The organism is Microbacterium terricola (assembly GCF_027943945.1).
Taxonomy (GTDB): domain Bacteria; phylum Actinomycetota; class Actinomycetes; order Actinomycetales; family Microbacteriaceae; genus Microbacterium; species Microbacterium terricola.
In genome coordinates, this window is the sequence record NZ_AP027141.1 from 2949677 (window position 1) to 2971185 (window position 21509).

A 21509-nucleotide genomic window follows, 5' to 3' on the forward strand; every position below is an offset into this window, starting at 1 on the left:
CGGCGAGGTGGCCAGGGGGCCTGTGTCAGCCCAGGATCAGGTAGATCGCGCCGACCAGGGTCAGGACGATGACGAGCCGCTCGAACAGAACCTGGTCGATGCGGTTCGCGATCCAGCGGCCGAGCAGCGCCCCGGCCACGACCGCGGGCACGAGGACGAGGTCGATGAGCATCCCCGGAACGGTGATGATCCCGAGTCCCGCCGAGAACGGCACCTTGCTGAGGTTGACGAGGAAGAAGAACCACGCGGCGGTGCCCAGGAACTCCTTGACCGGGAACCGCGCAGCCAGGAAGTACATCGACATCACCGGGCCGGCGGCGTTCGCCACCATCGTCGTGAAGCCGCCCAGGGTTCCGTAGGCGACGGCGGCGACGCGGTGGGACCCGCCTTCCTCCACGCTGTGCCGCAGCCACCTCCGCGCGAGGGTGAAGACCACCACCGCGATCAGCACGCCCCCGATCACGCGCCGCACGAGCTCGTCGTCTGCGACGAACAGGAACGCGATGCCGAGCGCGAGCCCGACGACGACCGCGGGCGCCAATCGCAGCAGTGCCCGCCAGTTCACGTGCCGCCGGTAGGTCGTGATGGCGAACAGGTCCGCGACGAGCAGCAGCAGCAGGATCGTGCCCGTCGACTCCCGCGCGGGCAGCACGGCGGCGAAGATCGCGACGGCGACCGTGCCGCCGCCGGGCAGGGCCGTCTTCGAGACGCCGATGACGACGGAGCCGACGGCGAGCAGCACCCACGCCCACGCTGCGAGGTCCGGCATGTCAGACCGCGGCTGCGGACAGCGCCGCCTCGGCCAGCGCGCGCGAGGCCGCAGCATCCGTCATCCACAGCGGTCGCACGTGTGCGCGCACGCCGAGCGCGTCGACGGATGCGGACAGCTCCGCATCCTCTTCCGCCACCAGCCACGCATCCAGCACGCCCCCGTGCGAGCGCGCGCCGTAGTGCGCCGCGACCGCGTCGGCGGCCGTGCGCACGCCGATGGCGGTGAGGCAGACGTCGGCCATCCCGCGCACGACGGCGCCGCCGATGATCGGGGACACCCCGACGACCGGGGCGGCGGTCGCGCGCAGCGCGTCGCGGATCCCGGGTACGGCCAGGATGGGCCCGATCGAGACGACCGGGTTGGATGGCGCGATCAGCACGACGTCGGCCTCCGCGATCGCCTCCACCACGCCGGGTGCGGGAGCGGCGTCGCCGATGCCGGGGTTCTCGAACCGCTCAGGTGCGAGGGCGGCCCTGTGCCGGGTCCACCACTCCTGGAAGTGCATCCGCTCGCCGCCGGCGAGCACGACGTGGGTGTCGACCTCGGCGTCGGTCATCGGCAGCAGTCGCGCGCCGAGCGGCCAGCGCGCGGACAGGCGCTCGATCACCTGGGTGGGGGTGAGTCCGTCGCGCAGCCAGCCGGTGCGGGCGAGGTGCGTGCCGAGGTCGAGGTCGCCGAGGGTGAACCACGGCCACCCCGCGCCCCACGCCTGCAGCTCGTGGTTGACGCGCTCGGTGTCGCCCGCGCGACCCCACCCCCGCACCGTGTCGTTCTCGCCCGCCAGGGCGTACAGGATCGAATCGACGTCCGGCTGCAGTCGCACGCCGGACAGCCAGAGGTCGTCGCCGGTGTTGACCACCACGGTGAGGGATGCTGCGGCCCCGGCCTCCTCCTCGCCGCGGGCGGCGAGGGCGGCGCGCACGCCGAGGGTGAACCGCGACCCGCCCACGCCGCCGGCGAGGACGACGACCCGCGGGGTCACAGCGCGAATTCGTCGGCGGCGTGCGGCAGCGGGAAGCCGCGCACGGCGTCGATGAGCGCATCCACCGTCTGCTTCTCGGCGACGACGTCGACCAAGAGCCCCGCACGCTTCGCGTCCTTGGCGGTGCGCGGGCCGATCGCGGCGATCACGGTGGATTCGGGCACGTCGGGGAACTGCAGGGACACCTGCTCGGCCACCGATCCGCTGGTCACGAGGATGGCGTTGATCCTGCCGCTGCGGACGTCGGCGGCGATGCGGTCGGTGACCGGCACGCCGACCGTGCGGTAGGCGACGACGCTGCGCACCCGGTGACCGGCGTCCGCGAGCATGCGGGTGAGGACGGGCTTGGCGATCTCGCTGCGCAGCGTGAGGATGTCGCGCGGCTCCGGCTCGAGCGCGATCATCTGCTCGGCCATGCCGGCGGCGGAGTTGTCCTGCTCCGGGACGAGATCGACCCGGTACCCGACCGCCGCGAGCGCGGCCGCCGTGGTCTCGCCGACGGCGGCGACCTTGGTGTTGGCGGGGATCGTGGCGCGGTAGGCGTACAGCACGTCCACGGTGGTCGCACTGGTGACGGTGAGCCAGTCGAAGGCGCCGGCGGCGAGGTCGGCGATCGCCTGCTCGAGCGTGGGCTGGTCGTTGCTGGGCGCGAAGTTGATGAGCGGCGCGACGACGGGCACGGCGCCCTGACGGCGCAGGCTGGCCGCGACGCTGTCGCCCCACGGGCCGCCGCGCGGCACGAGGACGCGCCAGCCCGCCAGGGGCTTTTCGGGAATCTGCTGCAGTGCTTCGCTCATGGGACTCTCGTGGTGCTTTTCGGCCGCCCCGAGTAGAGAGCAGCCGACAGGCGCATGGACACCCGATGCTGATCGGGTTGGCGCCGCCGGCAGCATCCGCACCATTGCACTGCCAGTATCCCGAGCATACCCCTCCCTGGGAAAAGGCCGGGAGCAGATGAGAGCGCGCGACCGCTCAGTCGTCGGTGAAGGCCTTGACCGCCCACCACACCAGGGCTCCGACTCCGGCTGCCACGGCGACCACCCCGGCGGCGACCCCAGCCGGGTTCTTCCGCTGGTAGGCGCGCACCCGGTCGACGCCACGCTCGGTGGCATCGCTCGCACGACGGGGAAGGTTGCCCTTCACCTCGATGGCGGCCAGAGCCGCCTTCAATTCGGCCCTGGCCCGCTCGACCGGGTCGGTGATGCCGTAGGGCACGGCGGTGCGGGGGGTGGGCACGGGCGCCTCAGAACTCATCGCGCACTTCCTTCACATCCTGGGCGATCGACTGGATCGGGTTCTGCCTGTTCTTGAGCTTGCGGAACCAGTGCATGCCGATGAGCGCGAACACGACGGCGACCAGCAGCATCGCGAAGAAGACCACGAGCGCCGACAGCCACACCGGCCACCAGCTCGAGAGGCCGGCGATCGCCCACGTGCCGAGCGCAGGGATCGACCAGAACAGCACGAAGAGCGCGGCGAAGAACCACAGCGCGCCGATGCCGGCGTCCTTCGACGTGCGTCCCACCCACGCCTTGGCGGCGTTCACCTCGGCGATGACGAGGTTGCGCAGCAGCTCGGGCACCTCGCCGATCAGGGTGAAGAGGCTGTCGTCCGCCCGATCGCGAAAACCTCGGGGGGTCGTCACGTCAGCTCCCCGATGGCTTGCGCGTCGACTTCGCGGCCTTCGCCACCGAATCGATGGCGTCTTCTGCCGCATCCTTCACGGCGTCGGCCGTGGTGTCGGCCGCCTGGGCGACATCGTCCACCGACGCCTTGCCCGCGCGGACCGCCGCGTCGAGCTTCTGACCGGGCGTGCCCTTCGACGAGGTCGCAGCCTTCGTCACCTTGACCGCGGTGTCCCACAGCGTGTTGGGAAGCGCCATCGCGCTGGACGCGGCGAAGTCCTTCGCCTTGGCGACCTGCTCCTGCACCGGCGCCAGGTTCCACACCTTCAGCGCCTGCTCCTTGATCTGCTCGTAGCGTTCGCGCCCCGCGCGTGAACCCAGCACGTAGCCCGCGGCGAGCCCGATCACGATTCCGACTTTGCCCCTCATGTGGGGTCTCCTCACGTGGTTGTACCTGGCTGTTGCGTCGTCTGGTCTCCCACAGTAGACCGGTATGCCGAAATCGGCATCCGCGGTTGACACGCAGGCGAAGACGTGGTTCAGGCCGTGGCGTCCTCGGCCCAGAGCAGCCCTCGGCGCACGCGCTCGGCCTCGTCGATCGCGTCGGGGACGACCTGTGCCAGACCCGTGCCGGACAGCCACGCGCCGGTCGCGCCGAGCCCGCGGACGCGCCTCAACGCGAGGCGCGCGCGCGACACCCGGTCGGCGTGCCCGATGACGGAGGCGGGCTGGCTCTGCGCGTACCGCTCGATATGGGCGGCGACGAGCTGGCCGGGCTCGAGCGGGACCCCGAGAAGAGCGGATGCTTCGCCCAGCGCGAGGGCGGCAGCATCCGCCTCGTCGAGGGTCGCCGTGGCGGGCGCCTCGTCCTGCGTGCCGAACGACACCCTGACCACGTGGCGGTGCGTGGCCTGCGCGCGTGCGGCCTCGCCCAGCCACGCCCACTTGGCGGTGGCGTGGGTGAGGGCCTTCGCGACCGTCCGACCGGGGACGGCGAGCACCCCGGTCCCTCGGGGGGCGGCGTCCAGGGCGGGCGCATCGAGCACCAGCGTCACGACATCCACGTGCGGCTGCACCGCCTGCTCCGCGGCGAGCGCGGGAAGCGCCCCGCCGAGCAGGTCCCGCGCGGTGCTCTCGTCGGTCGCGACGATCACGGCGTCGGCGTCCAGCGGGTCCGCGTCCGCCACCTCTACACGCCAGCGGGCGCCCGCCGTGGCGACGACGGTCGCACGGACGTCCGTCCGAACCTCGACGCCGAGCTCGGCGAGGCGCTCGGCGAGCGCGTCGACCAGGCGCGACATGCCGCCCGCGAGCCCCTCCACCGCGGAGCCGGGCGCCGCGGCCGGGTCGCGCTGCGAGCGCAGCGTGGCCACCGCGCCGGCGAGCGACCCGGTGCGGGTGAGCGCGGCGCTGAGGCCCGGTGCGGCGACCTCGACGTCGATGTCGTCCGGGCGGGCCGAGTAGACGCCGCCGACGACGGGGGCGACGAGGCGCTCGAGCACCTTCTCGCCCATCCGTGAGCGGACGAGGGCTCCGAGGCTCCGCTCGTGGCCGATGGTCATCGGCGGCCGCACCCGGTCGAGGTAGGCGCGCCAGACCCCGCTCCAGCCGATCACCCGGCGGACATCCGGATCCCACGGGTTCTCGGGGATCCCGAGCAGCCCACCCACCGGCAGCGGCGCGGCGCCCGGCAGCCCGTGCACCCACGGGCGGCCCCCGGCCGGGCGCACGACCGCGTCGGCCAGGCCGAGCTCGTCGATCAGCGCGCGGACGTGCCCGCCGCGGGTGGCGTAGCTCTCGGCCCCCACGTCGACGGTGAGGCCGGCCACGTCGGCGGAGCGGATCGCGCCGCCGAGCCGGTCGCCCGCCTCCAGCAGCGTCACCGCGATGCCGACCTTGGCGCACTGCAGCGCGGCCACGAGCCCCGCGGCGCCCCCGCCGATCACGATGACGTGCGCGTGGTGGGCGCGATCGAGCAGGTCGGGGTCAGCGGGATCGGTCACCCTCCGATTCTCCCCCGAAGTGCGACGATGGACGCATGAGCCTGCACATCACCGGAGATGACGACGCCGACCGCCTCCTCACCGATGACCCGCTCGCGCTCCTGATCGGGATGCTGCTCGACCAGCAGGTGGCGATGGAGACCGCGTTCGCCGGGCCCCTCAAGATCGCGCAGCGCACCGGATCGGTCGACGCCGTTGCCCTCGCGGGGTACGACCCGGAAGCGTTCGTCGCGGTGTTCCAGCAGACGCCGGCCGTCCACCGCTTCCCCGGGTCGATGGCTGCGCGGGTGCAGTCGCTGTGCGAGGCCGTCGTCAACGAGTGGGGCGGCGACGCGGCGGCGATCTGGACGACCGGCGACCCCGACGGCGCCACCGTGCTGAAGCGGCTGAAGGCTCTCCCCGGGTTCGGCGAGCAGAAGGCGAAGATCTTCCTCGCGCTGCTCGGCAAGCAGTACGGGTACGACGGCGCAGGGTGGCAGGCGGCATCCGCTCCGTACGGCGAGGGCGGGTCGTTCCGCAGCGTGGCCGACATCGTGTCGCCCGAGTCGCTGACGAAAGTCCGCGAGCACAAGCGCGCGGCGAAGGCCGCCGCCGCATCGGCGAAGGCCGGCAACGGCGGCGTCTGAGCCCGCCCCGGTTCTACAGTTGACTCCGTGCGACTGAGGTACTTCGGCGGGTTCGTCATCGACGACGCCGACGCGCCCGCCGTGCGCGGCCGCGGGCAGGAGTCGCTGCTCTTCCGGCTCGCCATCGACGCCGGCACCACGGTCGGCTACCGCGCGCTCGCCGAAGACGTCTGGCCGGACGACGCGCCCGAGGACCCACGGGCGGCGCTCCAGTCGCTCGTGTCACGGCTGCGCCGCGCGCTGCCGGCCGGGGTCATCGAGGCCGTGCCCGGCGGCTACCGGCTCGCCCTCGACCGGGCCGAGATCGACCTGACCCGGTTCCAGGACCTCGTCGCGCGGGCCCGCGCGGAGAGCGCGCCCGCCGCTGCCGCCGCGGCGGCGCGGGACGCCCTCACGCTCTGGTCGGGCGACCCGTGGACACCCGGCGACGGCTTCGACTGGGTGATCCGCGACCTGCTGGAGGACCGCGCGCACGCCGAGCGGCTCGCGCGGGCGGCCGGCTCTGGGCAGGCGACCGCCGCGATGCCCGTGGCCACGACGATTCCCGCCGCGCTCACACCGCTCGTCGGGCGGCTCGACGAGCTCGACGCGATCCGGGAGCAGATCGCCGCGGAGCGCCTCGTCACCCTGATCGGCCCGGGCGGCGCGGGCAAGACGACGCTCGCCCTGGAGACGGCCCGCCGCCAGGAGGGGGCGACGGTGTTCGTCGAACTCGCACCGGCGGCACCCGGCGAGGTGTGGACGGTGGTGGCCGGCGCCGCCGGCCGCAGCATCCGGCTCTCCGACACGCTCCTGCCGTCCGGATCGCGGGAGCGCACCCTGCTCGCCCTGGAGGGACGCACGGTGCTGGTCGTGCTCGACAACTGCGAGCACCTCTCGCGCGAAGCCGCCGAGGTGGCCGTCGACCTGCTGCAGTCCGTCGGCACGGCACGCGTCCTCGCGACCAGCCGTGAGCCGCTCGGCGCGCCAGGCGAGGCGTTCGTGGCCCTGGGGCCTCTGCCCGACGACGACGCGGACGAGCTGTTCCGGCGGCGCGTGCGCGCGGCCCGCGGCACGGCGCCGAGCGACGCGGAGGCGGATGCGGCACGACGTATCGTCCGGCGCCTCGACGGCCTCCCGCTCGCGCTCGAGCTGGCGGCGGCGAAGACGCGCACCCTCTCGATCGCCGAGGTGGACGAGGGTCTCGACGACAGGTTCGCGCTGCTCGCGACCGGTCCGCAGGCGATCGAGCCACGGCATCGCACGCTGCGCGCCCTCATCGACTGGAGCTGGGAGACGCTCGGGCCCGACGAGCGCACCGCACTGCTGACCGCCGCCGTGTTCCCCGACGGCATCGGCGTGACCGACCTCGCCGCCGTCGCCACGGCCGCGGGCGTCGACCGCCTCGCCTTCGACCAGCTCGTCGACCGCTCCCTGCTGCGCCGGAGCGATGGGCGCCTGCGCACCCTCGAGACGGTGCGCGAGTACGGTATCGACAGGCTCAGGGCGCAGGGCCTCGAGGCGCAGTTCCGCGCAAGGCAGGCCGAGGTCATGGCCGGCCTCGCCGCCGCCCACGACGCCATGCTCCGCGGCCCGGGCGTCCGCAGGGGGCTGGCCTGGTTCGACGCCAACGACGAGAACCTCTCCGCCGCGCTCCGCACGAGCAGCGGGCCGTCCGGCGACCGGATGACCGGCGTGCGCCTCGTCCGGGGGTCGCTGTGGGCGTGGATGATGCGCGAGCGGTTCGAGGAGCTGCAGGCCGGGATGCGCGACTTCGGCCGGCCCGACCTGCCCCTCGACTCGGAGGCCGCCGTCGTCGTCGGCGGGATCGCGCTGCTGTTCGCGACCGTGGCGGCCGCCGGCGGCTTCGGCGCGGAGGCGACCGCGTTCGCAGCGGACGCGGCCGGAGACTTCGAGTCCCTGCGGCAGGGGCTCACCGAGGCCGCGGAGCGGCACCCGTCCGAGCTCGCCGCCGCCGTCCCCCCGCTGCTGGCGGGCGCGGCAGCCGCCATGCGCGACAGCGAGAGGGACGGCGAGAGCCGGTCCGCGTGGCCGCCGCTCAGCTTCCACATCCCCGAGCTGACCGGCGACAGCACCCCGGCCTGGACGCGCGCGTTCATCGCGATGCTCCGGTCGGCGATCGCCCAGAACAGCGGGGACGTCGACACCCTCGGCCGCGAGAGCGAGCAGGCGCTGACGATGTTCCTGGCGCTGGATGACCGGTGGGGCATCGCCTTCTCGAGCCAGATGCGCTCGGAGTGGCTCATGCTCGAGGGCCGCCTGGAGGAGGCGCTCGCGGTCGCCGATGCGTCGACGGCCGGGCTCACCGGGCTGACCTCGATCACTGACGTCGTGCAGCAGCGCGCGCAGGGCGTGAACCTGCTGCTGCGCCTCGGACGGATCGATGACGCGCGAGTGCGGCTCGGCCAGATCCAGGCGCTCGCCGACGAGGACGGCTCGGCCAGGGCGATCGGCCAGGCGCGCATGAATGCCGCGACGGTGGAGATCGCCGCGGGCGACGGTGCAGCGGCCCTCGCCGAGCTCGACGCGCTGGATCCGGAGTTCGAAGGCGGCTACCCCGACCAGATGATCGGGTGGGCGGGGTCGCGCCGCACGCAGGCCCTGCTGCTGCTCGGCCGCCGCGACGAGGCGCGCGAGGTGCTGCGGCGGGTGATCCCCGCGGCGCAGCGCAGCGGCGATCAGCCCATCCTGGCCGACGTCGCGCTGAGCCTGGCCGGCTGGCTGGCCGCGGAGGGGCGGGATGCTGACGCGCACCGTGCGCTGGCGGTGTCCGCGTCGCTGCGCGGACGGGCCGACGAGGCCGACCCGTTCCTGCGACGCCTGCGCACGCAGCTGGACGCGGCGCCGGAGGAGACCTCCGACGCCGCGTCCGACCTCACCGCGCTGGCGGCCCTGCTGGAGTGATCAGCACGGCCGGGCGCAGCATCCGCTATGCCTTGCGCATGTACGCTCGCACCGTCAGCGGGGCGAAGACCGCGACGACGACGGCCGCACCGATGATGGTCGCCATGATGTCGGCTCCGGCCTCGGTGCCCATTGTCAGCGCGCGCGCGGCGGACACGAGGTGCGAGACCGGGTTGATCTCGGCGAACCATTCGAGTGCGGGCGGCAGCGTGTCGGTCGGGACGTACGCGTTCGAGAGGAACGTCAGCGGGAACAGGATGAGGAACGAGATGCCCTGCACCGACGCGGCGGTGCGGGCAATGACCCCGAAGAACGCGAAGATCCAGCTGAGCGCCCACGCCGCGCCGATGACCAGAAGGCCCGCGGCGACGACGCCGCCGAGACCGGCCGCGGGCCGGTAGCCCATGACGTACCCGGTCGCGAAGGTGAGCGTCGTCGCGATCGCGTAGCGGAGCGTGTCGGCCAGCAGCGCACCCGCGAGCGGAGCGACGCGTGCGATCGGAAGCGACCGGAACCGGTCGAAGACGCCCTTCTCCATGTCCTCGCGCAGCTGCACGCCCGTCACGACGGAGGTCGTGATGACGGTCTGCACGAGGATGCCGGGCAGCAGGTAGGGGAGGTAGCTCCCGACACTGCCGGCGATCGCACCGCCGAAGATGTACGCGAACATCACGGTGAAGATTATGGGCTGCACGGTGACGTCGATGAGCTGCTCGGGCGTCCGCCGGATCTTGATGAGTCCGCGGCCTGCCATCGTCAGCGAGTTGCGGACGGACTGACCGATGCTCACGTGGTTCTTCAGCGGGATGGTCGAGGTGAGGACTGCAGTGGTCATGCGCGGCTCCCTTCGAGCGCGGCCTCGGGCTTCTCGGAGTCGACGACTCCGTGACCCGTCAGGGTGAGGAAGACCTCGTCGAGCGTCGGCTTCTGCACGCTCATCTCAGCGAGGCGGATGCCGGACTCGCGCAGGGTGACGAGCAGGTCGGTCACCAGGTCGGGGTCCTGCATCGGCGCGGTCAGCCGCGCCGCTTCGGGCGTCACCGTGGCCGTCACGCCGAGCACGCGCTCGACCGCGATGCGGACGTCGTCGACGTCGGCCGGGTCCGCGGGACGCAGCTGCAGGCTCGAGGTTCCGATCGAGCCCTTGAGCTCGTCGGGGGTGCCCTCTGCGACGACCCTGCCCGTGTCGATGACCGCGATGCGGTCGGCGAGCTGGTCGGCTTCATCGAGATACTGCGTCGTCAGCAGCACCGTGGAGCCGTTGGCGACGAGGCGACGGATGGTCTCCCACATCTGAGCGCGGGTCCGCGGGTCGAGGCCCGTGGTCGGCTCGTCGAGGAAGATGAGGGGCGGATGGGCGATGAGGGATGCCGCGAGGTCGAGGCGCCGCCGCATGCCGCCCGAGAAGTTCTTCAGCGGACGCTTGGCTGCCTCGGTCAGGCCGAACTCCTCGAGCAGCTCGGCGGCCTTGCGGCGGGAGTCGGCCCGGGAGAGCCCGAGCAGACGAGAGAAGAGCACGAGGTTCTCGGTCGCGGAGAGCGTCTCGTCGACGGAGGCGTACTGGCCCGTCACGCCGACGAGCTGGCGGACGATCTGCGCCTCGCGCTGGACGTCGTGCCCGAAGATCTCGGCTCGACCGCCGTCTGGGCGCAGCAGTGTCGCGAGCATGCTGATCGTGGTGGTCTTGCCCGCGCCGTTCGGGCCGAGCACGCCGTAGACGGTGCCGGCCTCGACCGTGAGGTCGACGCCGTCGACCGCGCGGTTGTCTCCGAAGGTCTTGACGAGCCCTTCGGCGCGCACCGCGAATGAAGTGGAAGTTGTCATGCCTCCACGATGCGCGCGCCCCGCTGTCACCCCGCTGTCACGGTGCCCCGATCACTGTCGCCGCGCTGTCGCGCCACCCCCCACCCCGTTTACGGACGGACACGCCGCTTCGTTGAAGCACGAAGCGGCGTGTCGTGACCGTAAACGGGGTGGAACGCGGTCAGGCGCCCTTGAGCCGCTCCGCGAGGTAGGCGCGCAGGCCCTCGAGGGGCACGCGCTCCTGCGCCATCGTGTCGCGGTCGCGCACGGTCGCCGCGTGGTCGTCGAGCGAGTCGAAGTCGATCGTGACGCACAGGGGCGTGCCGACCTCGTCCTGCCGGCGGTAGCGACGGCCGATGGCGCCGGCGTCGTCGAAGTCGGTGTTCCAGCCGGCGGCGCGCAGCTCGTCGGCGACCCGGCGGGCCAGCGGCGAGAGGTTCTCGTTGCGCGATAGCGGCAGCACGGCGACCTTGACGGGCGCGAGACGCGGGTCCAGCTTCAGCACCGTGCGCGTGTCGGTGCCGCCCTTGGCGTTGGGCACCTGCTCCTCGCGGTACGCGTCGACGAGGAACGCCATCATCGACCGGGTGAGGCCGAACGACGGCTCGATGACGTACGGGGTGTACTTCTCGCCGGACGCCTGGTCGAAGTAGCTGAGGCTCTGGCCCGATGCCTCGGTGTGGCTGGACAGGTCGTAGTCGGTGCGGTTGGCGACACCCATGAGCTCGCCCCACTCCTTGCCGGGGAAGCCGAAGCGGTACTCGAAGTCGATCGTGCCGGCGGAGTAGTGCGCCCGCTCGTCCTCCGGGACGTCGAACTGGCGCATGTTCTCCGGGTCGATGCCGAGGTCGATGAACCACTCCCAGCACGCGGCCACCCAGTGGTCGAACCACTGCGGAGCCTCGGCCGGGGGCGTGAAGAACTCGATCTCCATCTGCTCGAACTCGCGCGTGCGGAAGATGAAGTTGCCCGGCGTGATCTCGTTGCGGAACGCCTTGCCGACCTGGCCGATGCCGAACGGGGGCTTCTTGCGGCTCGCCGTGAGCACGTTGGTGAAGTTCACGAAGATGCCCTGCGCGGTCTCCGGGCGCAGGAAGTGCAGGCCCGACTCGTCGTCGACGACGCCGAGGTAGGTCTTGACCAGGCCGGAGAACGCCTTGGGCTCGGTGTACTGGCCCTTCGTGCCGCAGTTCGGGCACGGCACGTCGGCGAGGCCGTTCTCGGCCGTGCGGCCCTTGCGGGCCTCGAAGTCCTCGATGAGGTTGTCGGCGCGGAAGCGCTTGTGGCACTGCAGGCACTCGACCAGCGGGTCGGTGAAGGTGGCGACGTGACCCGACGCCTCCCACACGCGCTTCGGCAGGATGACCGACGAGTCCAGGCCCACCATGTCACCGCGGCCGCGCACGAACGTCTGCCACCACTGGCGGCGGATGTTCTCCTTGAGCTCGGTGCCGAGGGGGCCGTAGTCCCATGCTGAGCGGGAACCGCCGTAGATCTCGCCCGCCTGGAAGACGAACCCGCGGTGACGGGCGAGGGCGATGACTTTGTCGAGGCGGGACTGCTCGGCCACGGTGGCTCCAATGGTCGGGAGAGTGAGAAGGCGCGGATTCGCGCGGATGCCGCGAGCAAGCGGCCTGTTCGATTCTAGTCGCGGTGGCCCGGCCGCATCCGTCCGCCCCGTGGCGCACCCGATGCGCGCGGGCTACCATGTGCCGCGTCGGGGGGAGACGAGATGCACGACGCGGACGGCGAGGACGCCGGCGAGCAGGTGGCGGCGTTCGCGGATGACATCTTCTCGCGATTCCTGGGCGGAATGGAGTCGCTGTCGATCTACGTCGGCGACCGCCTCGGCCTCTACCGCGCCCTCGTCGACGCGCCCGCGACGGTCGCCGCGCTCGCCGAGCGCACCGGGTTGGACGAGCGCTACGCACGCGAGTGGCTGGAGCAGCAGGCGGTCGCGGGCATCCTCACCGTCGACAGCACCGCCGGCGACCCGCGCTTCGTGCTCCCCGCCGCGCACGCCGAGGTCCTCGCCGACCCCGGCTCACTGGCGTTCAGCGCTCCTCTCGCACGGATGCTGGTGGCCGCCGCGACCCGCATGCCCGAACTCCTGAGCGCCTACCGCGCAGGCGGCGGCGTCGGCTGGGCGGCCTACGGCGCCGACGCGCGCGACGCGCAGGGCGACATCAACCGCCCCTGGTTCGAGTCGGCGCTGGCCGGGGCTCTGGCATCGGTTCCCGCGGTGCACCAGGTGCTCTCGCGGCCCGGTGCCCGCATCGCGGACGTCGGCTGCGGCCACGGGTGGTCGACGATCGCCCTCGCGCGGGCGTACCCGGACGCCACCGTGGCCGGATTCGACGTCGACGAGCCCTCGATCGCCGCGGCGCGGACGCACGCGGCCGAGGCGGGCGTCGGGTCCGCGTCGTTCCAGCTGCGCCGGGGGGAGCAGCTCGACGCCGACGGCGCCGGACGCTACGACGCCGCCTTCGTGTTCGAGGCGCTGCACGACCTGCCCGATCCGGTCGCGGTGCTCACCGCTCTGCACCGCGCCGTGCGCCCCGACGGCGTGGTGGTGATCATGGACGAGGCCGTGGCCGACGCCTTCGCCCCGGACGGCGACGACGTCGAGCGGGTGATGTACACATACAGCCTGCTGATCTGCCTGCCCGATTCGCTCTCGACCGAAGGGTCGGTCGGCACAGGCACGGTGATGCGGACGGAGACGCTCGAGCGCTACGCGCGCGAGGCCGGGTTCACCGGCGTGACGGTGCTGCCGATCGAGGGGTTCGCCGCGTTCCGCTTCTCGCTGCTCGAGCGCTGAGGCGCCCCTCCGACGACGGTCCGCCCACTCAGCCCGTGGGGCGTGCGTCGCCGTCGCCCTCCGACGCCTTGCCGAACTCGCGGTCCCACGCCTGCAGCTCCGTGCGGCGTCCGATGAGTCCGTCGAGCGAGACCTGGAAGTGGAGGCCGCGGCGCGCGTTGACCTGCTTGATGTTCTCGACCAGCTCCGCCGAGAAGGCCGACACCGCCGTGCGCACCTCACGGATCCGCTCGCCCGGGTCGTCCCACAGGTCGGGGTGGCGCAGGATGTCGAGCAGGTAGTCGCTGTCGAGGGCGGCGGTGACCTTGCGCAGCGTCTCCCCGTACTCGACGGCGACGATCTCGCGCTGGCCCTCGTCGCCCTTGCGGTCGAGACGCTCGAACAGCTCGGTGGTGTTCTGCGCGATCGTCGCGGCATCGGCGGCGACCTCCGCGGCCACCGCGTTCCCGGCGGCGCCCGCGGCCGCGTACTCCCCGCTGAGCGCGGTGAGACGGGCGACGAGCGGGCGGATGCGGTCGGGAATCGGCCGGTGCCCGGTCGAGCGCGATCGCGATCGGCGGGAGCGGGCCACCCCGAAGAGCACGGCGCCGGCCGCGGCCACCGCGGCGACGGCGAGGGCGATGCCGATGAAGGGGCCGGCGTCGACACCGGCCTCCGGCTCCGGCGCCTGCGCGATCACGCCCTGGATGGTCTCGGTCAGGGCGCCGTCGACATCGGCGCCCGAGGACTCGGCCTCGTTGGCGAGCCGGGCAGCCTCACCCGCGGCGAGCACCCGCGAGCCCGCGGAGAGGTCGTCTCCGACCGCGACGATGATCGTCTCGCATTCGGGGTGGGCCGCGGCGAGCTCGGAGACGATCTCCGGGCCGGATGCTTCGAGGGCGGCGTTGTCGGAGAACACCGCGACGCCGATCGACTCGTCTCCGACGGCGGCCGACAGCTGATCGTGCAGGGCCGCCGCGTCAGGAACTTCGGCGGAGACGTAGACGTTGTCGTCGGCGAGGGCCGCGGCGGCCTCGTCGATGTAGCCGGCGTCGGCGGTGAGCAGCAGCATCCCTCGTCCGCTCAGAAGTTGTTGATGACCGAGGCGAAGACGAGGTCGATCTTCGCGGCGTCCGAAGCGTCGAACCACTGACCGCCGGTCGCCTCGGCGATGCGCGCGAGCGCACCGGTGTCGGCCCCCTCGCCGTACGCTATCGGGAAGATGCGCACGGGCGCGTCGTCGCCGCCCTCGCCGGAGGCCTTGCCGATCCGAGCGATCAGCGAGTCCAGCGAGATCGACGAGTCGGTGTCCTGCCCGTCCGACAGCAGCACGATCGCGTTGATGCGACCGGGCTCGGCGCGGGCGGTCATCTCGTCGTACGCGGCGGCGACCGCGTCGTACAGCGGCGTGCCCTCACGCTGCGCGTAGCGCAGGTCGGCGAGAGAGGTGTCGAGCGATTCGCGGTCGGAGGCGAGGGGCTCCACGTCGCGCAGGACGACGAGGTTCTCGCCGGCGGTCGAGCTGACACCGGTGGTGAACGCCCAGACGCCGACCTCGTCGCTGGAGCGGAAGTGGCCGAGGGTGGCCTGCGCGCCCTCGATCGCGCCGTCGAGCTTCGAGCGGCCGTCGCCGATCGCCTCGTCCATCGAGCCCGAGATGTCGATCACCTCGAGCACCGAGGAGGGCTTGCGGATCTGCGTCCACTGGTCGATCGCGGCCGAGACCACCTCGACGCCCGGCTTGGGCAGCGTCACCGCGGGCCCGGCGGGGTCCACGCCGTACGCGGCAGTGAACAGGTCGCCGAGCGGCACGGATTCGTCGAGCGGCCGGAAGCCGTAGTCGGGGAGGATCTTCTGCGCGGCATCGGTCTGCAGGAACGCGGCGAACGCGGCGCCGCCCTCCGCCTGCACGTCGGTGACCCAGTCGGCGCCGAGCGCCGTGATGGGGTTGTCCGACCAGATCGACCCGCCGGACGGGTAGACCGCGACGAGCTTCTCCTTGGGCGGGGTGAGCTTCTCCCCCGGCTGCACGGTGTGCGAGTCGGGGTTGCCCTGGTTGTAGTTGAGCAGCGAGGTCTCCTCCAGCGCGACCGCCGAGACGTAGCCGGAGCCGCTGGCGCCGTTCTGGGTCTCGTCGTACAGCGTCGTCAGCACCTTGCCGGTGGTGTCGCCGTAGTGGATCACGCACTCCTCGAACACCCGCGAGAAGTCGGCGGCCGCGGCGACGTCATCCGCGGTCAGGCCGTCGGTCTTGCCTGCCGCCTCGTACGACTGCATGAGGATCGCGGACAGGCCGGTCGTCGAGGTGTTCGGGTTGGTCTTGGAGATCTTGAACGACCCCCAGAGCGGCTTGCCGACGCTCGCCCAGCCGTCGGGGTCGGCGCACAGCTCCTCGAAGTCGGCGATGCCGATCTCGGCGTCGGGCCATCCGAGCGCCTTCGCCATCGGCTCGGGCACCCCGAACACGACGGGCGTGTGCGTGAAGGAGGCGGGCTCACCGACGAGGGAGGGGGATGCGGCGGCCGCGACCCGCTCGGTCCACACCGTCGAGGCCGGCGACCACATCGTCGGCCAACGGCGGGTGTCCTCGTCGGGCCAGTCCCCGCCCGCGGTCAGGATGCGGGTGGCCTCACCGGAGGAGACGTTGATCGGATGGACGGTGGCGCACTCGTCGAGGGCGTCGTGCTCGGGCGACTCCTTGAAGGCGTCGGCGAGCGCGTCGAGCATGTTGACCTTCTCGGACGAGGTGGCCACCACGATGCTGGTGCACCCGTCGTCGACGAAGTCGCCGTCGCCGAACGCGTCCGGATCGCCGGAGCCGAAGCATCCGGTCAGTCCCACCGCGACGATCGCCAGCAGCCCGATGCCGGTCCGGCGCGCGGCGGTGCGGGCGGAGGATCGCGAAGAGCGCGGTGCCATGGCCCCAGAGTACGTCGAGAAGGGCGTCAGCTGACGAAAGTGATGGTCAGGGGGTAGGTGTACCACTGCCCCTGGTTCGCCTTCACCGCGGCGATGATCGAGAACACCAGGCTGACCACCCACACGGCGATCAGGATGAGGATGCCGATGCCGATCACGACGAGCACCGAGCCGACCAGGCCGGCGATGGCCAGGGTGATCTGGAAGTTCAGCGCGGTCGCGGTGTGGGCGCGGATGAACGGTCCGCGGTCGCGCAGCACGAGGTAGCCGATGAGGGCGGGGAAGAACGAGAAGAACAGTCCGCCGACGTGCACGAGCGTCGCCCAGAGCTTCTCGTCGGCGGGGGTCATCGGCTGGGGCTGGGCGGCACCGCCGTACGGCGGCTGCGGGGGCTGCGTCGTCATGGGTTCAGCCTAGGGGGCGGGCGGTCATCCGCCCCCGAAGCCGCACCAATCGGCGACCCAGGTGAGGATGTGGCCGCGCATCTCCTCACCCACGAACAGCTCGACCTCGCCGGCATCCCCCTCCAGGTCGAGGCGGATGTCGAAGATCGTGCCCCGCTTGTCCTCCTGCACCGCGTGCGGGTCGCAGCGGAACGGGACGATCGGCAGGGTCACGGTGACGGGCGCGCCGGCCGCGTCGACGACGAGGTCGAGCGGGTAGGCGCCGTCGCGGGTCTCGGCGTCGAAGTCGATGAGGTTCGTGCGCTGCACGCCGACGACGGTGCCCGTGCCGCCGCGGCCGGTGGGCGTGATCGTCAGGTCGAGCTCGGCCGGCTCTCCGGCCGGCGATGGCCGGAAGCCGGTGAAGCCGAGGTCGGCGGCTGCGGCGAACTGCTGCAGGCGGCATTCGCGATCGTGCAGCTGGCCGATGACCTCGAGCGGGTCCGCCAGCGGGCCCTCCCGCCCGTGTCCCGAGAGGTCGTCGATCCGCAGCGTCATGGTGCCGTCCGAGACCGCGCAGTCCATCTCAGGGAGCTGGATGCGGATGTCCACCGACCCACCGGGGGCCAGCACCGTGGTGCGGTCGGCGATCACCCGTGTCGCGGCGCCGTCGAACCGGGGATCGGTGACCGCCACCTGCCCGATCTCGAGCGGCTGCTCGGAGCCGTTGTCGACCCGCACCTGCCCCTGGTGCGCCGCGACGTCCGAGCGCAGCTGCAGGAACGACACGACCACCCCGTCCGGCAGCGCCGGCGGCGCCGCGGCGTCCGGCGCGCATCCGGTCAGGGCGAGAGCGACTGCTGCGAGGGCGATGCCCGCGACCGCCGTGCCGTGGCTGCGCATGCTCGGGCTACCGCCGCACGAGGACCCGCTCGACGGTCACGTCGTCGAGCGCGGCCTGGTCGATCTCGACGCCGAGGCCCGGGCCGGTCGGCACCCGCACGTGCCCGTCCTCGAGCACCGCGGGCTCGGTGACGATGTCGCGGGTGTAGAAACGGCTCGACGCCGACACGTCGCCCGGGAGCGTGAAGCCGGGCAGCGCGGCGAGTGCCGCGTTCGCGGCTCGCCCGATCCCCGTCTCGAGCATGCCGCCGCACCACACCGGCACGCCGGCGTCGCGGCACAGGTCGTGGATCGCCACGGCCTCGAGGTACCCGCCCACGCGCCCCGCCTTGACGTTGATCACCGAGGTGGCCCCGAGTGCCAGGGCGTCGGCGGCGGCCTTGGCCGAGACGATCGACTCGTCCAGGCACACCGGCGTGCGCAGATGCCGGGCCAGCGTCGCATGGTCGACGATGTCGTCCTCCTGCAGCGGCTGCTCGATGAGCAGCAGGTCGAACGCGTCGAGCTCGGCCAGCGTCTCGACGTCGGCCAGTGTGTAGGCGGAGTTGGCGTCGACCTGCAGCGGGATCCCCCCGAACGCCGCCCGCACGGCCGCCGTCTCGGCGATGTCGCGGCCCGGCTTGATCTTGATCTTGATGCGCACGTACCCCTCGTCGAGGTACCCGCCCACCGCGTCCACGAATGCCGCGGGGTCGCTCTGGATCCCGACTGAGACGCCGCTCGGCACCCGGTCGCGCACCGCGCCGAGGTACTCGCCCAACGGGCGCCCCTCCGCACGCAGGGCCGCGTCGAGGACGGCGAGCTCGAGCCCCGCCTTGACCATGCGGTGCCCGATGAACGGACGCAGCACCCCCGCGACGTCCTCGGGCGCGAGGGTGCCGCGCTCGAGCAGGGCCGGGGTGAGGAAGCGCGTCGCGACGTCCCACGCGCTCTGCGTGTACTCGCTCGAATACAGCGGCGCCGCCCCGGTGACGATCTCGCCCCACCCGTCGCCGTCATCGGTCAGCGCGCGCACGACGATGACCTCGCGCACTGTCTCGGTGCCGAACGATGTCGTGAAGGGCGAGACGAGCGGCAGGTGCAGCACGCGCAGCTCGAATCCCTGCAGAGCGATGGATGCGGCGGGCCGGGCGATGGGCATGCGCCCAGGCTAGCCGCGGCGCGGAGCGCGGGCGCTAGCCGAACAGGGTCAGCCCGGACGGATCTCCCTGACGCGGGGGCCGCAGTGTCGCCGGCGCCGGCCAGGGCAGGGTGAATCGGCGTGTGGGCGGACCGCCGACGGCGCCCCCGTCGTCGAGCTTGACCACCACTCGCCCGGCCTCGCCGCTGCCGCCCGGCGTCACCTCGACCACCCGCACCCGCAGGGGCGCATCGGCCCGGCCGTCCAGCATCCAGATGTCGGCGAGCCAGCCGATGCCGTGCGCCTCGAGCACCGCCTCGGCGTCGAGCCAGTCGACAGCCTCCGACACGTCGCGGCCGAACAGGTCGACCGCCGCCCAGTCGTCGCCGGCCGGGCGGATCCAGCCGACGAGCTCGCCGTCGTCACGGCGGTGCGGAGTCCAGTCGGGCGGGATCATCCCGCCACGCTACCGGCGTCCGCCGGTCACAGCTCGGCGAAGGCGCGCACCGGGAACGTGCCGAAGCCCTCGATCGCCGGCGGTGCCGCCGTGAAGCGGGCGCCGCTCGGCGGCAGCTCGCCCAGGTGGGTGAGGTGCTCGACGACGTGCACGCCCGCGCCGAGCAGCAGACTGTGCGCCGGGCGCTCGCCGCCCGATTCGGTGTCATCGATGTTGACCGAGTCGATGCCCACGAGCACCGCCCCCGCGTCGATGAGCCACTGCGCGGCCGCGCCGGTGAGGAAGGGGGCGCCCGCGCCGTATTCGGGAGTGCCGAAGAGGCGGTCCCATCCGGTGTGCAGCAGCACTGCGGCGCCGCGGAGGTCACGGTCGGCGAGGGTCTCGGCGCGGATGCCGCGGGCCGACGCATCCCACGAGTCCTCGAGGTGGAACACCTCGGCCCGCAGGCCGACGAGGCTCGAGAGGTCGAGCCCGGCGAGGTCGGGGCCTTCGGCGTATCGGTGGAACGGCGAGTCGAGGTAGGTGCCCGTGTTGCCGATCATGTGGATGACGTCCATCGCGAACTCGGTCCCCGGGGCGTACTTCGCGCGCGAGTCGGCACGGGTGAGGTGCGGCGTGATGGTCGGCGCGGGCAGACCGGGGTAGGTCACCAGGCCGGCGCGGATCGGGTGGCTGAGGTCGACGATCCGACTGGCCGCACGCTCGACCTCGACGCCGCGGCTGCCCCGATGCGGCTCCTCGACGATGCGCACCCCGCGCAGCTCGACCTCGTCGACCAGCGCGAGGCCGAGGTGCCGGACCAGCAGCATCCCGATCTCCGCCTCCGTCGTCGCGGCGTCGGGCAGATCGAGCCGGAAGCCGACGCCGGCGAGACCGCCGCCGTTCGCGAACCGGATGTCGAAGTCGAAGTGGGCGCGATACTCGGGCATGCGCGTCAGCCTACGGGCGGGCGGATGCGGTGCCCGCCGCGCGCGGCAGGGTCGGCAGTTCGCCGCCGCAGGATGGCAGACGCGAGGCGGGCGCGGACACTCGGGCCGCCGTCGAGCGCGCCGGACCGTGCCGCCGCTAGGCTCGGGCCATGGCAGCGACCAAGAACTCACGGCATCAGGAAACCGAACTCCGCGGCGGCGTCCTGAGCGACAACGGCAGCCCCGCACTCTGGGGCGCGCTGATCGGTCTCATCGTCTTCGTCTTCGTCGCCGTCCCGATCTCCGCCGCCGTGCGTTACGCCACCCACCCGGTGTCGCAGCAGCTGTTCGCGGGCCGGCTCTCGGAGGCGACCACCGGCGGCTACGTGGCCTTCTGGTGGCTCGTCGCGATCATGCTCTTCGCGCTGCCGTTCCTCGTCGGCTGGGGAGTCGCGAAGCTGTCGGGCCGCACGCTCGCGATCATCGGCGCGATCGCCGCCGCCTTCTTCATCGCGATCCTGATCCTCGGTCAGGTCTACGTGTTCTGACCCTCGGGTCGCACGAACAGGTATCCCGCCTCGTCGCGGAACCCGGCCACGACGAGCCCGTCGCCGAGCAGCCGCTCGAACTCGCCGCGCACGCGCCGGCGCCAGGCATCCGCCTCGCCCGGGTCATCGGTGCGCATCGCCTCGATGTCGCGCGGGATCGCGACCGTCGCCGCGATCCGGTCGTCAGCGGGTGCGTGCGGCCGCGCCGCGGCGAGCGCCCAGGTCACCATGAGCCGGTCGGACTCGTCGCCCCGGTTCACGCCGTCGTCCATCGCCCCGTACTGGTTCACGAGGTAGTCGGTCACCTGGGCGCCGAGCACCAGCAGGTTGAAGTGGGCGTTGCGGGCGACGAGCGGGTCGAAGGTCCACGTGATGTGGCCGACGTCGCGGGCGAAGGCCCACTCCCGCTGATGCTGCTTCAGCAGGCGGCCGAAGCCGTGCCGCTGATACCCCGGCAGCACGCCCGTGATGTGTGAGTGCATCGTGCGGGATGCCGGCGGCCCGAAGAACGCGACGGACGCGCCGATCAGGCGGTCGCCGTCATACAGCCCCACGGCGTAGTTGCCCGAATAGGCGAGCGCGCGCAGCAGATTCGGCGGCATTCCCGACCGGTCGCCGCCCCAGACCTCGCCGAGCACCGCGGATGCGGCGTGGATCTGCTCGACCGTGTCGAGGGGGCGGATGCGGATGCCGGCCGGCTCATCGAAGGACGACTCGCTCATGGCTCCACGCTAGTGCGCGCACAACTCAGGCAGA

Annotated in this window: 22 protein-coding genes; 4 read left to right on the forward strand and 18 right to left on the reverse strand. The window is 72.5% G+C overall.

Features of this window, described 5'->3' with window-relative positions:
* Nucleotides 1–25: 25 nt before the first annotated feature.
* The 7 genes from Microterr_RS14035 to hemG form a co-directional block, all read right to left on the reverse strand.
* Nucleotides 26–769 carry a sulfite exporter TauE/SafE family protein gene (locus Microterr_RS14035; RefSeq protein ID WP_263797240.1) on the reverse strand — a complete coding sequence of 248 codons (744 nt, stop codon included), beginning with the start codon at nt 767–769 and terminating at the stop codon, nt 26–28.
* Nucleotide 770: 1 nt separating this feature from the next.
* Entirely contained in the window at nt 771–1754 is a 984-nt protein-coding gene (cofD, locus tag Microterr_RS14040; RefSeq protein ID WP_318528819.1) for a 2-phospho-L-lactate transferase, read from the reverse strand.
* The gene (locus Microterr_RS14045) at nt 1751–2551 is read right to left on the reverse strand and encodes a uroporphyrinogen-III synthase (RefSeq protein ID WP_263797239.1); all 801 of its coding nucleotides are present in this window, start codon (nt 2549–2551) and stop codon (nt 1751–1753) included. Before Microterr_RS14045 ends, cofD begins: the two co-directional genes overlap by 4 nt.
* 175 nt (nt 2552–2726) lie before the next feature.
* A complete protein-coding gene (locus tag Microterr_RS14050; protein WP_263797238.1) occupies nt 2727–3008 on the reverse strand; it encodes a hypothetical protein in 282 nt (93 codons plus the stop codon).
* Nucleotides 2998–3399: a phage holin family protein gene (locus Microterr_RS14055; RefSeq protein ID WP_263797237.1), complete on the reverse strand. Its 402-nt coding sequence runs from the start codon at nt 3397–3399 to the stop codon at nt 2998–3000. The genes Microterr_RS14050 and Microterr_RS14055 overlap by 11 nt, the downstream gene beginning before the upstream one ends.
* Before the next feature lies 1 nt (nt 3400).
* Nucleotides 3401–3808 carry a hypothetical protein gene (locus Microterr_RS14060; protein ID WP_263797235.1) on the reverse strand — a complete coding sequence of 136 codons (408 nt, stop codon included), beginning with the start codon at nt 3806–3808 and terminating at the stop codon, nt 3401–3403.
* A gap of 110 nt (nt 3809–3918) precedes the next feature.
* Nucleotides 3919–5382: a protoporphyrinogen oxidase gene (gene hemG, locus Microterr_RS14065; protein ID WP_263797234.1), complete on the reverse strand. Its 1464-nt coding sequence runs from the start codon at nt 5380–5382 to the stop codon at nt 3919–3921.
* 35 nt (nt 5383–5417) lie between these two features.
* Here hemG and Microterr_RS14070 point away from each other — a divergent pair, with 35 nt between their 5' ends.
* Nucleotides 5418–6008 carry an HhH-GPD-type base excision DNA repair protein gene (locus Microterr_RS14070; RefSeq protein WP_263797232.1) on the forward strand — a complete coding sequence of 197 codons (591 nt, stop codon included), beginning with the start codon at nt 5418–5420 and terminating at the stop codon, nt 6006–6008.
* Nucleotides 6009–6035: 27 nt separating this feature from the next.
* A complete protein-coding gene (locus Microterr_RS14075; protein ID WP_263797230.1) occupies nt 6036–8912 on the forward strand; it encodes an ATP-binding protein in 2877 nt (958 codons plus the stop codon).
* A 25-nt stretch (nt 8913–8937) separates the two neighbouring features.
* Here the strand turns inward: Microterr_RS14075 and Microterr_RS14080 are convergent, their stop codons facing one another.
* From Microterr_RS14080 to Microterr_RS14090, 3 genes are all read right to left on the reverse strand, one after another.
* A complete protein-coding gene (locus Microterr_RS14080) occupies nt 8938–9747 on the reverse strand; it encodes an ABC transporter permease (protein ID WP_263797229.1) in 810 nt (269 codons plus the stop codon).
* The gene (locus tag Microterr_RS14085; protein WP_263797228.1) at nt 9744–10736 is read right to left on the reverse strand and encodes an ATP-binding cassette domain-containing protein; all 993 of its coding nucleotides are present in this window, start codon (nt 10734–10736) and stop codon (nt 9744–9746) included. The genes Microterr_RS14080 and Microterr_RS14085 overlap by 4 nt, the downstream gene beginning before the upstream one ends.
* Nucleotides 10737–10896: 160 nt before the next feature.
* Nucleotides 10897–12285 carry a glycine--tRNA ligase gene (locus Microterr_RS14090; RefSeq protein ID WP_263797226.1) on the reverse strand — a complete coding sequence of 463 codons (1389 nt, stop codon included), beginning with the start codon at nt 12283–12285 and terminating at the stop codon, nt 10897–10899.
* Nucleotides 12286–12447: 162 nt separating this feature from the next.
* On the opposite strand from Microterr_RS14090, the gene Microterr_RS14095 reads away from it, so the two are divergent.
* Nucleotides 12448–13536, forward strand: a complete 1089-nt coding sequence (locus Microterr_RS14095; RefSeq protein WP_263797224.1) for a class I SAM-dependent methyltransferase — start codon at nt 12448–12450, stop codon at nt 13534–13536.
* Between the two features lie 28 nt (nt 13537–13564).
* Here Microterr_RS14095 and Microterr_RS14100 read toward each other — a convergent pair whose 3' ends face one another.
* Genes Microterr_RS14100 through Microterr_RS14130 form a run of 7 tightly spaced genes read right to left on the reverse strand, consistent with a single transcriptional unit; the run spans nt 13565 to nt 20226 of the window.
* Entirely contained in the window at nt 13565–14587 is a 1023-nt protein-coding gene (locus Microterr_RS14100; protein WP_263797222.1) for a hypothetical protein, read from the reverse strand.
* Between the two features lie 11 nt (nt 14588–14598).
* Complete coding sequence (locus Microterr_RS14105) at nt 14599–16434, reverse strand: vWA domain-containing protein (protein WP_263797220.1); 1836 nt, start codon at nt 16432–16434, stop codon at nt 14599–14601.
* 26 nt (nt 16435–16460) lie between these two features.
* Nucleotides 16461–16838 (reverse strand): DUF4870 domain-containing protein, encoded by a 378-nt coding sequence (locus tag Microterr_RS14110; RefSeq protein ID WP_263797219.1) that lies wholly within the window; start codon nt 16836–16838, stop codon nt 16461–16463.
* A 24-nt stretch (nt 16839–16862) separates the two neighbouring features.
* Nucleotides 16863–17720: a hypothetical protein gene (locus Microterr_RS14115; protein WP_263797217.1), complete on the reverse strand. Its 858-nt coding sequence runs from the start codon at nt 17718–17720 to the stop codon at nt 16863–16865.
* A gap of 7 nt (nt 17721–17727) precedes the next feature.
* Nucleotides 17728–18861, reverse strand: a complete 1134-nt coding sequence (gene menC / locus Microterr_RS14120; RefSeq protein WP_263797215.1) for an o-succinylbenzoate synthase — start codon at nt 18859–18861, stop codon at nt 17728–17730.
* 34 nt (nt 18862–18895) lie between these two features.
* A complete protein-coding gene (locus Microterr_RS14125) occupies nt 18896–19297 on the reverse strand; it encodes a hypothetical protein (RefSeq protein ID WP_263797213.1) in 402 nt (133 codons plus the stop codon).
* 26 nt (nt 19298–19323) lie between these two features.
* Nucleotides 19324–20226: a cyclase family protein gene (locus Microterr_RS14130; RefSeq protein ID WP_263797212.1), complete on the reverse strand. Its 903-nt coding sequence runs from the start codon at nt 20224–20226 to the stop codon at nt 19324–19326.
* A gap of 149 nt (nt 20227–20375) precedes the next feature.
* Between Microterr_RS14130 and Microterr_RS14135 the strand changes: the two genes are divergently transcribed.
* On the forward strand, nt 20376–20753 hold the full coding sequence (locus tag Microterr_RS14135; protein ID WP_263797211.1) for a hypothetical protein: 378 nt from the start codon (nt 20376–20378) through the stop codon (nt 20751–20753).
* Here Microterr_RS14135 and Microterr_RS14140 read toward each other — a convergent pair.
* Nucleotides 20741–21475, reverse strand: coding sequence for a GNAT family N-acetyltransferase (locus Microterr_RS14140; protein WP_263797209.1), 735 nt, complete (start codon nt 21473–21475; stop codon nt 20741–20743). The genes Microterr_RS14135 and Microterr_RS14140 overlap by 13 nt on opposite strands.
* Between the last annotated feature and the right edge of the window lie 34 nt (nt 21476–21509).